Here is a 15,396-nt window from a genome sequence, read left to right as displayed (position 1 = left end):
GCCGACGGCCGGACCGAGTGTATCGGGTGTGGTTAGATTTCCAGTTCGAGATCGACGTGCAGGGGTTCGAACATGCCTCTGAGACTGTCTCTGACCAGAACGTCGGCCTTTTCGGGCGAACCCGAGTCATACGGCGGATGGGGATCGTATTCCGCCTGAAGCTGGATGGTTTCGGCGTAGACCCTGCCCCGCAGCGCGGCGATGATCTGCAGGCCGAAATCGATGCCGGCGGTGACGCCGCCGCCGGTAATCACATTACCGTCCCAGACCACCCGCTCCTTGACCGGCGTCGCGCCGAATTTCGGCAGCAAGTCCAGGGTGACCCAGTGCGAGGTGGCCTTCTTGCCTTTCAGCAGCCCGGCCTTGCCGAGCAGCAGGCTGCCGGTGCAGACGCTGGTCACGTACTTCGAAACGGCGGCCTTGGCCTTGATGAATCCGATGAATTTGGCATCCCGCATCGCTTCCAGCACGCCAAGCGCGCTGCCCGGCACGAACAGCATGTCCAGGGACTCCGGGCAGTCGTCCCAGGTGTGGGTCGGCACGACGGCGAGACCGGTATCGCTCTTTACGGGGTTGAGGTCGTTGGTCGAAGAAATCAGGTAAATCCCGGCGCCCATCATCGATGCCAGCATGTACTGCGGCCCGACCAGATCCAGCGCGGTAAACCCCGGATACATCAGCATCGCGATCCGTTCGCTGCCGGTCATCTTCAGGCCTTCCGAGGACATGATGGCTTCGTGCGCCTTGCGCGACACTTCCAGGCTTTGCTTTCTTCGGGCCTCCCGGAGGGCCGGCGACTCGGCGACGGCCTTGAACGACGCCAGGCAGCCGCCCAGGCACGCCAGCTTGGTGAAACTTCGTCGATCCATCAGAATCTCCTCATGATAGTAATAGGCGGGGCGAAACCTGCTTCCATCAGTCTTCTCCCCATTTGAAGCGGAACGAGGCGATCAGCAAAAACGCCAGCGTCATCGTGCACAAGGCCGCGATTTCCGGCGCGATCTGAGCGAGACCGGCGCCGTCCAGCATGACGTTGCGGGCCGCGGTTATGGTGTGGGTCAGCGGAAAGATCAGGGCCAGTTTCTGCACCACTGCCGGCGCGCCTTCCAGGGAAAACCAGACGCCGGACAGGAATACCATGGGCCAGGTCAAGAGGTTCAGCAGTCCGCCGGCCAATTCTTCGCTGCTGGTACGACTCGCCATCAACAGGCCCAGGCTGATCATCGCCATGGCCCCCAGGGCTGCGATCAACAGCAGAAGCCAGCAAGAGCCCTCCGTGAAAAAATCGAAAATCAGGTTCATCGCGGCGAATTGCGCGACCGTCACGATCAGCAGCATGCCGAGACGCGAGACCACCTGGGCGCTCAGGAATTCGAAAGCGCCGAGCGGCGTGGCTTGCAAACGCTTGAGCACGCCGTTCTTGCGGTAGCGGACGATGACGTAGCCGACTCCGAACAAGCCGCTGTGCATGAGGTTGATGCCGATGACGCCGGGAAGCACCCAGTCCAGGTAGCGGATCTCCCGGCCGCTGACGGCATTCCGGGTCAGCGCATTCGCGCCCTGCCGGACGCCCGCCACGACCTTTTCGAGCAGGTAGCCTTTGGGCGAGGTGTCGTTCAGCCAGTAGCCCGGCGCGGTGCCGCCTTGCAGAACCATATCCAGCTGATGGTGACGAAGCTTCTGCAGCGCGATGTCCAGATCCCTGTATTCGACGAACTGGATATGCTCGATCTGCTTGAGGTCCGCCAGTTGCCCGGGGCTGTCGTCGACCACCCCGACCTGGAAAATGGCGCTGTCCTCGTCGTTGAACAGGGTTGCGATGGCCAGCACCAGCAACATCGGAAATACGATGTTCCAGATCCAGGTGGCATGGTCGCGGATCAGTTCGAGATTGCGCGCTCTCAGTATCGCGAAGAAGTGACGCATGGTTAGGCTCGCAGCGAATGGCCGGTGAGTTTCAGGTATAGGTCTTCGAGGTTGGGAGCGGCGACCTGCAGTCCTTCGAACGGCACCTGGTGCTGCAGCAGATGCCCGATCGCTTGTTCGACGTCCGGCGTAACGAACTCCAGCGTGTCGCCGACCTTAGTGACCGGGTAAGGAAATTCGCTCCTTTCGGCCAGGCCGCTGCCCGCCGGCAGACGGATCGCGATGCCGTCGAAATGCCGGCGCATCAAGGCCGCCGGCGCGTCCTGCACCAGGATGCGGCCATGATCCATGATCGCGATTTCGTCGCAGAGCTGTTCAGCCTCTTCCATGTAGTGGGTGGTCAGCACGATGGTCTTGCCACGTTTCTTGATTTCGCCGATCAATTCCCAGAAATGGCGGCGAGCCTGGGGGTCCAGGCCGGTGGTCGGCTCGTCCAGGAACACGACGTCGGGATCGTTGACCAGGGCGATGGCCAGCAGCAATCGCTGCCGCTGGCCCCCGGAAAGCTTTCCGCTGTCCCGGTCCGCGAATTCTTGCAGCGAGCAGGCGGCAATCAGCGCATCCGGTGCCGGGCCGGTCCGATACAGGCTGCGGAACAATTGCAGGGTTTCCCGGACGGTCAGGTGGTTCTGCAAAGCGGTCTGCTGGAACTGAATGCCGATGCGTTTCCGATATTCGGCATCCAGCGGTCGGCCGCAAAAATGGATGCTGCCCGAAGTCGGCCGAATGATGCCTTCCAGCATTTCCACGGTCGTGGTTTTGCCGGCCCCGTTCGGTCCCAGCAGGCCGAAACACGCCCCCGCCCTGATATCGAAGCTGATGCCGTCGACCGCGGTGACTTTTCGGTACTTCTTTTCCAGATCCCGGATACTGAACAAAGTCTGCCCCGGAGAGACACCGGATTGCCGCGTTGCGGCGCCCTCGCCGCCCGGCCCTGACCTCAGCCGATTCACCCACTCCGAGCAATAGGGTTCGGTGATGACCGACATGTGCGCGCCGCGGGCGTGGACGACCCGTACGCTGTCGTAGTAATCGTCCCAGCAGTTCGGCTTGAGCCAGCTTTGGCTCTCCTCGGCGATGACCAGCGTCGGCCGGTACGGCAGCCTGCCGTGCGGATAGCGGTAATCGACCGACAGGGAGGTCTCGACCACGTTCCATAAATCCAGAAAATAGTCCGGCGCGATCCCCATGACCTTGTGCAGCAGTTCCGCCAGTTGGGTCTTCCAGGCCGGATACGGCGTGTTCGCCAAGATGGCTACGATGGACTTCTCGTGGGCGGCGGGATCGATGCCCGCATTCTCGAAGATCGCCTTGCAAAAGACGGTGACCGAAGGAACGTCGATTTGCCCCAGGCGGCGGATGATGCCGCAGTCTATCAGCACCACGTCGTCGACCCGGATCTCGGTATCCCGCAGTTGCCTGAGCATTTCGTAGACCACGGTTCCGCCGTAGCTGTGGGCGTAGAGCCTGATCGACCCGCCCGGCTTGATGTCTCGAATCAGCGCGATATTGTGAGCCGCCATGTCCTCCACCGACCGGGCCGGTTCGCTGCCGCCGTAGCCTTTCATCTGCAGGCCGTACACCGGACCGCACTCGCCGATGACGGTCGCCAACTGGTGGTAGCCGTCGGCCAATCCCGGCATGCCCGGAATGATGAAAGCGGGCACGCTGTCGCGCAGGCCGGCGACATAGGGCGATCCGGCCGGCTTGCCGCCGCCGCTGTCGATGCGTCCGGCGAGTTCCCGCACGGTCGGATACCGGATGATATCCACCACGCTGATCGACGCGGACGGCAGGAGCTGATTGACTTTGTTCGCCAACTGCACCGACAGCAGCGAATGGCCGCCGATTTCGAAAAAATTGTCGTTGAGGCCGACGCGCTCGCGGCCGAGCACCTCCTCCCAGATGCGGGCCAGCTGCTGTTCGACCGGGGTTTGCGGTGCGGCATAGTGATTGCCGGCATCGAGTTCCACCGGTTTTTGCTCCAGCCGCTTGCGGTCGATCTTGCCGCCGGGCGTCAGCGGCATGGCCTCCAGGCGGAAGATCCCGGCCGGCAGCATGTAATCGGGCAGGCGCTTGCGCAGTTGCTCGCGCAGGAGCTCACCGTCGACGGCGGTCTCCTCGCTCGTGTAATAGGCCACCAGCCGGCTGCCGCCGGAGCGGGGCGTCACCACGACCGCCGCCGCGCTCGTCACTTCCGGCAGCGCGCTCAGCGCACTCTCGATCTCGCCCAGTTCGACCCGGAATCCGCGGATTTTGACCTGATGATCGACTCTGCCCAGATAGGCGATGGTGCCGTCCGGCAGCCAGCGCGCCAGATCGCCGGTTCGGTACATGCGCCGGCCCGGTTCGAACGGGTTCTCCAGGAATCTTTCCCGAGTCAGATCGGGGTTGCCCCAGTAGCCGCGCGCCAGGCCGGTGCCGGCGATATACAGTTCTCCCGGCATGCCGACCGGCACCGGCTTGAGATCGCGGTCGAGAATATAGACGCGGGTGTTGGCGATCGGCGCACCGATCGGGATGGGCCGGCTCAAATCGGTCGCATCGCCGATTTCGAACAGGGTGGAGATGACGGTGGTTTCGGTCGGACCGTACGTATTGATCAAGCGGACGGCCGGGTTGGCCTGGCGCCATTTTCGGACTGCGCCGCTGTCCAGCTTTTCGCCGCCGACCACGGCCAGCCTCAGACCGCTACCGGACAGGCGCCGCTCCGCCAGCGTTTGCCAGTAGGCGGTCGGCAGGTTGATCACGGTGACCTCGTGCCGGCGCAAGATTTCGCACAGATAGTCGGGATCGGTGAATTTCCGGCCGTCCATCATCACCAGCGTCGCCCCGACCAGCAAAGTCGGAAAGACTTCCTCGACGAAGATGTCGAAAGAAACGCTCGAAAATTGCAGCACCTTGTCGCCGGCAACCAGGTGATAGGCCGCCATCACCGCCCGGTTGTGATTGACCACGCTGCGGTGCTCGACCATCACGCCCTTGGGTTGCCCGGTGGAACCGGAGGTATAAATCATATAGGCCAGCCGCTGCGGGTCGGCCACGGGTCGCGGCTGTTCGCGGATGGCGGCGAGTTCGGCTGCCAGGGTATCGAGCTCGAGCAGTTCGCAGCCGCCGGGGCGGGCAAGCCGGGTCAATGACCGAGCCGCCTCCCCCATGGTCAGCACCAGCGGTACGCTGCTATCCGCCAACATGGCTTCGAGACGCTGCGCCGGGTACTCCGGATCCAGCGGCAGATAGGCGCCGCCGGCTTTCAGTATTCCGAGGATCGCCACGATCAGTTCCGGGGAACGGGGCACGCACAGGCCGACCGGACTGTCGGCGGTTACCCCGCGCTTCTGCAGGTATGCGGCGAGCCGATCGCTTTTCCGGTCCAGTTCGGCGTAACTGAGCCGCTCGTCGCCGTACGCGACGGCGATGTGCTTGCCGGTTGCCCGCGCCCGTCTTCCGAACAGCTCGTGCAGGCAGGCATCGTCCGGGTAGGCGGCTTCGGTACGGTTCCAGGTCTCGAGGACTTGCCGGCGTTCGTCGGCGGTGACCAGTTCGAGGGCGGACAGCGGCGCTTCGGGGCTGGCCGCGAAAGCGTCGATGATGCGTTCCAGCCTCGCGCACATCGCGGCGATCGTGCCGGAATGAAACAAATCCGATGCATATTCGACGGCAACGCCGGCACGGCCGTCTTCGAATTCGTTGTAGGTGAAAGTCAGCTCGAATTTGGCGCTGCGGCTCTCGAACTCGAAGGCGGGCTCGATCGTGCAATTGCCGAACTCGAATTTGCCGGCCCCCAGCGGCGTGTAATTGATGAGCACCTGGAAGATCGGACTCCGCCCCAGGTCCCGCTCCGGCTGCAAAAACTCCAGGACTTTCTCGATCGGCAGATTTTGATGGTCCTGCCCGTCGACGATCGTTCGGTGGACGCTCTCCAGCAATGCGTCCAGGCTCGGGTCCGGTCCGTCCGCCGGATTCAACCGCATCACCAGGGTATTGACGAAAAAGCCGACGATGTTCTCCAGGTCGGGGTGATTGCGGTTGGCGACCGGCATGCCCATGCAGATGTCGGTCTGCCCGCTGTATTTTCTGAGCAGGACATACACCGCCGCCATAAACAAGGTAAACGGCGTGGTATTCCGGGCTCGACAGATTTGCTTGATGCGCTGCGCCAGATCCTGGCTCACGACGAAGTCGGTGATGGCGCCGGCACCGCTCAGACGCGCCGGACGAGTGTAGTCCAGGGGCATGTCCAGATTGCTGTATCCGGTCAACCGGGCTTTCCAGTATTCAAGTTCCCCGGCGAGCTTGGCGTCGGTCAGGGTTTCCCGCTGCCATAGCGCGTAGCCCGAATATTGCAGCTTCAGCGGCGGCATGTCCGGCTTCCGTCCGAGCCGGTAGGCGTCGTAGGCGGCCGAGAGATCGCGCAGCAGCACCCGCATCGACCAGCCGTCGGAAATGATGTGGTGCATACAGAAAGCCAGGACATGGCGGCTGTCGGACAGTCCGATCAGAAGCGCCCTGATCAGCGGGCCTCGTTCCAGGTCGAACGGCTGCTCGATGAACGCCTGGACATGCCGCCTCCGGGCTTCGCCTCGCTCACGGTCGTCCAGCCGGCTCAAGTCCAGCTGCTCGAACGGCATGGCCATGCGGGGAAGGATATGCTGGGCGGCGATGCCCTCCAGCGTGACGAACAGCGTCCGTAGGCTTTCGTGGCGGGCCACGACGAACTCGATGGCGCGCTGCAGGGCCGGAACGTCCAGGGCGCCGTCGATATGGCCGATGCCCGGCAGGTTGTACTGAAATCCGTAGCCCATCTGTTCCAGGAACCATAAGCGTTCCTGGGGATAGGACAGGCACGCGAGTTTGCCGCCGTCCAGAAACGCCACGATCGCGGCTTTGTGCTCTTTCAGCGCCTCTTTATCCTGGTCCGACAGCGCGCGGTTGCCGGTCTGGATTTTCAAATCGCCGTCCGCGGTGGCGCTCAGGCGAGTGCCCTGTTTGATCAATCGAGCGAGCAGGTTCTTCATGGTTCGAGTGTCTTGAATGCGCGCGCCGTTTCAGAGGATCAACTGATCCCGGTCTTCCTGAAAATCGGCCAGGGTGTCCTCGGCGGAGGCCTCCGCGGAGCCGGACACGGCTTCCGCCAGATGCCTGATGTCGGCGGCGTCGAACAAGGCGCGCAGGCTCAGGCTGACGCCTAGTTGTTTATTCGCTCTCAGAATGATCTGCACGGCCAGCAACGAATGGCCGCCCAGTGCGAAGAAGTTGTCGTCTATGCCGATCCGGTCGACGCCCAGCACCTCCTGCCAGATCGACGCCAGGCGGCTCTCCAGCTCGTTCCGGGGCTCGGTATAGACCGCCTGGCCGGTGACGGCGAGGGCTTGCGCCTGCAGGCTTTTCCGGTCGATTTTCCCGTTCGCGGTCACCGGAATGTCGTCGATGCGCGTGAAGGCCGACGGCATCATGTAATCCGGCAATCGCTTGCGCAGTGCCGCGGCCAGGACCGCCGGCTCGACTGGTTCCTCGGCGACGTAGTAGGCCACCAACTGCTGCCGGTGCGCGACGACCGCCGCGTTCCGGATCCCGGGCTGTTCCGCCAGCACCCGTTCGATTTCGCCGGGCTCGACCCGGAACCCGCGGATCTTGAGCTGATCGTCGCTTCTCCCGAGGTATTGGATCGTGCCGTCATCCAGCCAGCGCGCGATATCGCCGGTCTTGTACAGCTTTCCGGGGGCGTACGGATTGTCGATGAACTTTTCCGCGGTCAAGGCCGGGTTGTTGAGATAGCCCAGCGCCAGCCCCTCGCCGGCGATATGAAGTTCGCCGGCCACACCGACCGGCAGCAGCTCGAGGTGTTTGCCCAGCACGTACAGGCGGGTGTTGGCGATCGGCTTGCCGATGCTCGGACGGCGGCCGGCCCCGAGTTCGGCAATGGCGGCATTGACGGTGTATTCGGTCGGACCGTACGCGTTGAATATTCTGACACCGCGTTCCTGCACGGCGCGCAGCGTCGTATCCGGCAAGGCTTCGCCGCCGAATGCGATCAGCCGCAGCTGACCGAAAATCCGCTGTTGCTGCTCCGGTTCCAGCGCTTCGATCACGCCGTAGAACTGCGGCGGGAGATTGAGTATCGAGACTCCGTTGGCGACGACGACCCGATAAAACTTCTCCGCTTCGATATCGGCGTCTTCGCGGATCACGATGCCGGCACCGGCCGCCAAATAGGGAAAGATTTCCTCCACCGACATGTCGAAGCTCAGCGAAGCGAACTGCAAGATTCTATCGGCGTCGGTAATGCCGTATGTCGTTGTCATCGCGCGGCAAAGATTCACCAGCGACCGGTGAGCGATCACCACGCCTTTCGGCCGCCCGGTACTGCCGGACGTGTAGATGACATAAGCCGTGTGCTGCGGACCGACCTCGCGGCGCAGCTCGGCGCCGGCCCCGCCGTCGGCCCGGGCGGGATCGTCCACCGCCAGGGTCCGGCAGCCGCAAGCCGACGCCGTTTCCGCCAGACGCGGCTGCAGATGGGATTGGGTCAGCATGAGGCCGACACCGCCGTCGCTCAGCATGTAGCGGATGCGATCCTCGCCGTTGTTCGGATCAATCGGCAGGTAAGCGGCGCCGGCGCGCAGCACGCCCAGAACCGCGACGATCATGTCGGCCGAACGATCCATGCACACCGCGACCCGCTGATCGGGTCCCATCCCCAGGGCCTGCAGATGGAGCGCCAGCCGCCGGCTGCGGTCCGCCAATTCGCCGTAGGACATGGGCCGGCCGGCGAAGATCAAGGCCGTGTTGCCCGGAACCTCCGCCGCGCGCGCTTCGAACAGTTCGTGAACGCAGAGCTGCCCCGGGAACTCTGCGGCGGTAGCGTTGAAACCGTCCAGCAGCAGGCGCGCTTCATGCTCCGGCAAACAGTCGTAGTCGCCGATGCGTTTGCCGGGATCTTCCGCGATAGCCGCCAACAGCGTTTCGAGATAGCCGAGATGGCGGCGGACCGTGGCGGTCTCGAACAAATTGCGCTTGTATTTGAGGTGCAGGCTCAGGCTATCGCGAAAGTCGTAGACTTCCAGCGTGTAGTTGTCCATCGTTTCCTGATAGACGTCGTAGCACAGCTCGGCGCCACCCGGCCGTTCCGCATTTCCCGGCAGGCCGTCGAAGATGTTCTGGTAGGTGAACGACACCGGAAACGGCACTTCATTCGGGTTGAGCAGCGGCAGTCCCAGTTCGGGCATCAACCTGGCAAACGGGTAATCGGCGTGGTCCAGTCCTTCGGCGAGATTTGCGCCGATCCGTTTTACCAGTTGCAGAAACGTGTCGTCCATGCCGAGGCGGGTTCGGACGATCATCAGGTTGATGTAGCAGCCGATGCTGTTCTCATGCCGCTGCATCGGCCTCCCGGCTACCGGCATGGTGACCGCGATGTCTTCGTCCCCGCTCAGCCGATGCAGGAGAAGCGTGAATACGCCCAGCAACAAGGCCGACAGGTTCTGATTCAGCGACGAACCGAGATATTTCAGCGCGGCCAGGGCTCCGCCGTTCAACGTCAGGCATTCGCAGCCTATGCCGCGGTCGGGCAAGCCCGGTTGAGGCAGGGTATCGTATGGCAGGGCGATGCTTGCCGGCAGGCCGGCCAGACGGGATTTCCACCACGCCAGATCGGCTTCGGCGCGCCCACTGTCGAGGTAGGCCCGCTCCCAGGCAAGGAAGTCGAAAAAGGCCGTATCGGGCGCTCGAACGGCCGGTTTGCCGCCGGCCGACAAAACCCGATATCGGTCCCAGAACGCGTTAGCGAACAGGATTCCCGAAAAGCCGTCGATGACGATGTGGTGCACGACGAAGAAGACATAGTGAACTTGCTCGTGGGGGCGCTCCAAGGAATACAGCCGAACCGCCGGACCGGTTTCCAGATCAAACGGGTGCCGCAGCAGTCGCCACAAGAACGGTACGATCGCCTGGTCCGCGGGAAGCGTCATGTGCTCCATCGCAAGGCTATCGCCGGCCGCAGCAACCGTCTGAACGATGTCTTCTCCGGATAAGTCCTTCTTGAAGCGGCACCGCAGCATGGGATGCTCCTCCAGTACCGCGAGCAGCGCCTGGCGCAGGCAGTCCGGGTCGGCCGGGGCACTGAGCCGGAACATGAGCGGGACGTTGAAACCGGTGGACTCGGGAAAAGTTTCCTGGATGTACCACAAGCCTTTCTGGATTTCCGACAAAGCTTGCGGCGCCGTCGGCACGCTCGCCGCCGTTCGCGGCGCATCGGACGCCACGCTGTCCCTGCCCTGCGCCTGCCGGGCCAGCATGTCGAAAAATTCGCCGAAGTTCTTGGCGCCCATCGCCTGGGCAACCCTGAGATTCAAACCCAGCCGTTCGTTCAACCGCTTGATGAATTGCACCACCTGGATCGAATCGAAACCGTAATGCACGGGCGAGCGCGATGGATCGATGTCCGACAGTTCCATGCCGAATACTTCGGCGACCAGGTTCGCGAGCGCCGCCCGAAGATCCCCGTTCAAACCGGCCGCCGGCATCGTAGTGCCGGCGCTCGACATAGCGTGCGCGGGCCGGACGATGGCCGCGGCCCCATCGGCTGCCGCCTGTCCGCAATACTCTTCCAGCACGATGTGCGCGTTGACGCCGCCTATCGCGTAGCTGTTGAGCGCGACCCGGCGCGGGCCGGCGGTATTTGGCCAGGGTGCGGAGCGATCCCGCAGGATCAGGGCATGATCGCTCGCCAGTTCGCGATTGATCTCGCCGAGTCCGGCAATGCCCGGTATCGCGCGATGTTCCAGGGCCTTGACCGCCTTGATCAGCGAGGCCATGCCGGCCGCGACTTCGGGATGGCCGATGCTGGGCTTGACGCTGCCGACGTACCAGGTCTTATCGGGGTTCGCGCTGAACTGCCGGTAAGCATCGTTGATCGCGTTCAGCTCCAGGGCATCGGCCAGTGTGTTGCCGATGCCGTGGGCTTCCACATAATCGATCGCATCCGTGCTGATGCCCGCCTGCGCGATGCTGGCCGCTATCGCCTGCTTGAGCCCCTGCACGTTGGGGGCTTCCAGCGAATAACCGCGACCGCCGTGATGTACCGCGCTGCTTCGGATGATCGCCAGCACCCGATTGCCGTCGGCCACGGCATCCCGCAACGGCCTGATGACGGCAATCCCGGCGCCTTCGCTTCTGACGAAACCATCGGCTTCCTCGCCGAAACTGCTGGTCCGGTTGCGCGGGCTGAGCAACGGGTCGTAGAGGCCGTGCAATGCCGCGCTCTCGAATTCTTCGGCGTCTATCAGATTGACGGCGCCCACGATGGCCTGCTCGCATTCGCCGGCGCGGATGCTTTGCAGCGCCCGATGCAGCGCGACGTAGACGCTGGTGCAAAAGGTATTGACGACCTCGCTTGGGCCTTTCAGGTCCCATTGAAACGAAATCCGGTTGGCGATCGGGATCGTATAGGGCTGGCCGCCGCATGCGAAACTACCCGCCGCCGCTTGAGCAGCGATGAAAACGCCGGTCGTATTCGCCGAAAGCATGTTCCGGGTAATGTGGTAATCGTCCTGCACCTGCCGAATGAGCCGCTCCAGGAGCCGCATTTGGCGATCACCGGAATCGGCTGTTGCGTTCTCCTCGGCCGGATCGCAGTACCGGATGCGGCCGTATTCGTAGGCCGGCGCCGACGAGGGCGGATCCAGCCACAGACATTCGCCCGCCATGGCTCTGTTCCATAACGATTCCGCGTTATCGGCCCCCGGAAACAGGCCCGCCAGCCCGATGATGGCGATCGCTTGCGTTCGCGCGTCGGAAGACGGATCGGTACCGACGGCGGCGGGAGAGGATGAACCGGCGTCCGCATTGCCGGGGGGCGGCGGACTCAACGGCAGTATGTCGTCGACCAAATAATCGACCAGCAAATCCAGCCTGGGGTGGTCAAACAGCAAAGTGGTACGCAGCGAGCACGCCAGCTTCGATTCCAGCCTGGACTTGAATTCCACGGCTTGTACGGAATCGGTACCCAATTCGATAAAGCTTTGATTGGGCGTTATGTCTTCCGGCTTATCCATTCCGAGAAAATTGGCCAATAACTCCCTGACATAGGCGCCCAATATCGGCTTTCTGTCGGCCGGATGGGCAAGCTGCAACGTGGCAACAATCGAGCTGGAAGACATAACTTCTTATTGTTTTTCTCAGTCGCTGAAAACTCGGGCGCTTCGTTACGGCGCCAGTACCGCGAGCGTCACTTCGCCCTTGGATCTCCCGTTTCCGTCATCGTAAAAATGGCAATATGTCTTGATGAACGTGCATCTCGAAGTTTTCTTGATGGAGCTGATTCCGAAAGTACCGTAAAAATGCTTGGCATTCAGTTGGGTTTGGAAACTCGACTCCAGTTTTGCGATCAGAAAATTCGAAAGCTGTTTCTCGAAAAACGCTTCGGTATCGTAATCCGACAGCTCCGGAATAAACCCGTTTTCGATGCAATGGCCCAAATGAACATACGCAATCTGGTTGTAGCAGATATTGTATTCAACGGCGTTGAAATGGCCGGTATCATCGATATAGCAGGATTCTGCTATCGCGAATTCGCCGTTCATGACCAGGCCTCGCACGTCGAGGTTATCTTGCTGATGAAAACTGGACCGCTTCAAATAGCAGGTGTGGCTTCGATAAGGTTTTAAGACACGCCGCAAAAAACCATCATCGATATCCGAAATCCTGATTTTTTCCAGCGGCCTGGAAATTTCTGCCGTACTCATTTTTCCAACCCCATATAAAACGGCAAATCGTCGTATATGCCGATGCGATAGCTTCTGCTGGCTTCGCCGGGCTTGACCGCGGAGGCTTTATGGATCAAGGGACGGTTGTCCCAGACAATCAGATCGCCTTCTTCCCAATAATGCGTGTGTATGTGCTCCGGCCGTTCGACGAAATCGAACAAAGCCTGCATCACCCGCTGATTCTCTTCATAGGACAGCCCCACCAGCTTGGTCGTGAAACCGCTGCTGATATAGAGGATTTTTTCGCCCGTCACCGGATGTTCGATCACCGCCGGGTGGGTCACCGGCGGCACTTCTTCATTGACGCGGTCCAGCAGTTCCCGCAGCGAACGGTCGATGTCCGAGGCCTGTACCTTGTAGCGCATCTGGCCTTCGTGCACGGCCATCGCACCGTCCACGTAGCGCCGCAAATCGTCCGGCAATTCCAGGTAGACGCGATGCATGTCGATGTACGAGGTTTCGCGGGCGGACTGCGGGAAAATCAGCGGGTATATCGACGTGAAAGACAGCGGCTTTTTCTCGAAGGCGCAATCCGTATGCCAGTAGCGGCCGGTTCCCGCCACACCCAGTTTCTTGCCGTCTTCGTTGACATTGTTGGACACGAAGATTTCGGGAAAATCGGGGTGATGATAATGGAATTGAAAATACACCTGCGGCCGGCCGAGCTTCCGGGTGAAGTCGACATACTCCTGTTCGGTCAGCCCGAATTGCTCGCGGATGACGACCAGTTTATTCCGATAGATCAGTTGCCTGAGCATGTCCCACTCCGGCGAGCCGTGGGTCAGTGCCGTTACGTCCATTCCGAACACCTCGGCACCGATTTCCCCCGGCGCCGCCTCGGTGATCGACAATTTCGACTTCAAAGCTGGTTGGTTCATTATTGATTATTCCTCTGCTTTCAGATCGTGAGTTAACTGACTTGTCTGTCTTGGTCTTGCCAGAACGGCGCTCTCAACAGGCGTTTAAGAACTTTGCCGCTCGGATTTCGCGGCAAGGCATCGACAAACGTTATGGACTTGGGCACCTTAAAATCCGCCATTCGGCTTCTGGCGAAATCGATCAACTCGCGTTGCTCGAGCGCGCCGGGCTGCCGGGGTACGACGAAGGCTTTTACGATTTCCCCCCATTTCGGGTCGGGGATTCCAATGACGGCGACTTCGGCAACCGCCTCATGCTCGCTCAGTACGGCTTCGATCTCGGCGGGAAACAGGTTCTCTCCCGCGTAGATGATCATGTCCTTGATTCTGTCGCAGACATAGATGTAGCCATCCTCATCCATGTAGCCCACATCGCCGGTACGCACCCAACCGCTGTTCAGCGTTTGCGCGGTGGCGGATTCGTTTTTCCAATATCCGAGCATATTGGCCGGCGATTTGATGCAAATCTCGCCGCTGCGCATTGCCGGCAAGAGTCGGCCGTGCCCGTCGACGATCTTGACTTCGACGCCGGGCAGGGGTCTGCCGGCGGATTTCATTCTCGGACTGCCCTCCGGGCAATGATCGGCAGGGCGTAGACAGACCGCCATATTGCCGGTCTCGGTCATGCCGTAGATCTGGAAGAAGTCGCAAGCGAAGGTTTCCATGGCCCTGCGCATCAGCGGCGCGGAGATCGGTGAGCCGCCGTAAAGCAGCGCCTTTACCGACGATAAATCGGTCTCGGCGCAGGAAGGCTCCTCCAGCACCAGCTGGATCATCGACGGAACCATCGCCACCTTGGTAATCCGGTGCTGCTCGATGAGCTGCAAGACCCGCCATCCGACGAAGGTATCGACGATGACGCCGGCGGCGCCCGCGGCATAAGCCTGCACGGCCCACCAGAGCCCGCCGATGTGAAATTGCGGCAGGGACAGCAACACGGTATCGGCAGCATTCAGCGACATCCACGGATCGCCGCCCGCCCGCATGCCCTGCATCAGCCGAAAAAAACCGTAGTTCGCGAGTTGCACGCCTTTCGGCTGGCCCGTGGTGCCGCTGGTGTAGATTTGCACGGCGGCATCGTCGGCAGAATAATCAAAAACGGGCAGGATATCCGGCTGCGCGGTTTTCCACTCCGCGTAATCCGGCCAATTCGGATGCGCACCTTTTAGCGCGACAATCATCCGGACGCTCGCCAATTGCGAAACCAGGGATTCGATCAGCGGGAAAAAGGCCTGCGCCACGAACAGCACTTCGGCTTCGCTGTCGTTCAATATATAAAGTATCTCTCGCGAAGAGAGCCGCCAATTCAGGTTTACCAATACCGCCTTGACCTTGGCGCAGCCGAACAAAACCTCATAGTGGGCCACGGTATCCTGACCGATTATCGCAACCCTCGAGCCGGCCTTGATACCTGCCTCGATCAATCCACGGCCGACTTGATTACTGGCTAAATCGAGTTGCCGAAACGTTTTTCGGCCGTCGTCGAAAATAAAGGCGCAAGCATCCGGCAAAACCTCGGCTTGTCGGATGCACATATCGGCAAGGGTCTGAAAATCGCTCGAATCCATGGATATCAAGAGTTGTTTTATCGGCCCGCGGATTTCGGAATTGTCACTACTTTGAAACAGCATCCGGCGTGCAATCGATATGCCAGGCGACAATCGATTATGCAGACCCGGCGAGGGAAGAATGAGTCGCAATGCCGATACGGCAAGGGCTGGAGCGCTTTTGCGATTTTCTGAATCACAAAACCCGAAAACGCAACTTGTAATCCTAGGATTACAAAT

General features: G+C 61.2%; 7 protein-coding genes. All 7 read right to left on the bottom strand.

Features of this window, described 5'->3' with window-relative positions:
• Positions 1 to 32 precede the first annotated feature (32 nt).
• From sS8_RS21820 to sS8_RS21790, 7 genes are read right to left on the bottom strand one after another with little or no spacing between them, the layout of a single operon-like run.
• The gene (locus tag sS8_RS21820; RefSeq protein ID WP_119631607.1) at positions 33 to 869 is read right to left on the bottom strand and encodes a DJ-1/PfpI family protein; all 837 of its coding nucleotides are present in this window, start codon (positions 867 to 869) and stop codon (positions 33 to 35) included.
• A gap of 46 nt (positions 870 to 915) precedes the next feature.
• Complete coding sequence (locus tag sS8_RS21815) at positions 916 to 1,926, bottom strand: ABC transporter permease (RefSeq protein WP_119631606.1); 1,011 nt, start codon at positions 1,924 to 1,926, stop codon at positions 916 to 918.
• 2 nt (positions 1,927 to 1,928) lie between these two features.
• A complete protein-coding gene (locus sS8_RS21810; protein ID WP_119631605.1) occupies positions 1,929 to 6,944 on the bottom strand; it encodes a non-ribosomal peptide synthetase in 5,016 nt (1,671 codons plus the stop codon).
• 30 nt (positions 6,945 to 6,974) lie between these two features.
• On the bottom strand, positions 6,975 to 12,086 hold the full coding sequence (locus sS8_RS21805; RefSeq protein ID WP_119631604.1) for a non-ribosomal peptide synthetase: 5,112 nt from the start codon (positions 12,084 to 12,086) through the stop codon (positions 6,975 to 6,977).
• Between the two features lie 45 nt (positions 12,087 to 12,131).
• Positions 12,132 to 12,671, bottom strand: coding sequence for an FcoT family thioesterase (locus sS8_RS21800; protein ID WP_232020389.1), 540 nt, complete (start codon positions 12,669 to 12,671; stop codon positions 12,132 to 12,134).
• Complete coding sequence (locus sS8_RS21795) at positions 12,668 to 13,570, bottom strand: TauD/TfdA dioxygenase family protein (protein WP_119631603.1); 903 nt, start codon at positions 13,568 to 13,570, stop codon at positions 12,668 to 12,670. The genes sS8_RS21800 and sS8_RS21795 overlap by 4 nt, the downstream gene beginning before the upstream one ends.
• Positions 13,571 to 13,602: 32 nt before the next feature.
• Complete coding sequence (locus sS8_RS21790; protein ID WP_119632949.1) at positions 13,603 to 15,177, bottom strand: long-chain-fatty-acid--CoA ligase; 1,575 nt, start codon at positions 15,175 to 15,177, stop codon at positions 13,603 to 13,605.
• Positions 15,178 to 15,396 lie beyond the last annotated feature (219 nt).

Origin of the sequence: Methylocaldum marinum (assembly GCF_003584645.1) — a bacterium.
Lineage (GTDB): Bacteria > Pseudomonadota > Gammaproteobacteria > Methylococcales > Methylococcaceae > Methylocaldum > Methylocaldum marinum.
Note: the sequence above shows the minus strand (reverse complement) of the source record. Positions and strands in the feature narration are given on the sequence as shown.

Bases quoted from the DNA above. Each gene is read 5' to 3' on its own strand.
- sS8_RS21820 (WP_119631607.1), bottom strand. From the start codon at position 869: ATGGATCGACGAAGTTTCACCAAGCTGGCGTGCCTGGGCGGCTGCCTG.
- sS8_RS21815 (WP_119631606.1), bottom strand. From the start codon at position 1,926: ATGCGTCACTTCTTCGCGATACTGAGAGCGCGCAATCTCGAACTGATC.
- sS8_RS21810 (WP_119631605.1), bottom strand. From the start codon at position 6,944: ATGAAGAACCTGCTCGCTCGATTGATCAAACAGGGCACTCGCCTGAGC.
- sS8_RS21805 (WP_119631604.1), bottom strand. From the start codon at position 12,086: ATGTCTTCCAGCTCGATTGTTGCCACGTTGCAGCTTGCCCATCCGGCC.
- sS8_RS21800 (WP_232020389.1), bottom strand. From the start codon at position 12,671: ATGAGTACGGCAGAAATTTCCAGGCCGCTGGAAAAAATCAGGATTTCG.
- sS8_RS21795 (WP_119631603.1), bottom strand. From the start codon at position 13,570: ATGAACCAACCAGCTTTGAAGTCGAAATTGTCGATCACCGAGGCGGCG.
- sS8_RS21790 (WP_119632949.1), bottom strand. From the start codon at position 15,177: ATGGATTCGAGCGATTTTCAGACCCTTGCCGATATGTGCATCCGACAA.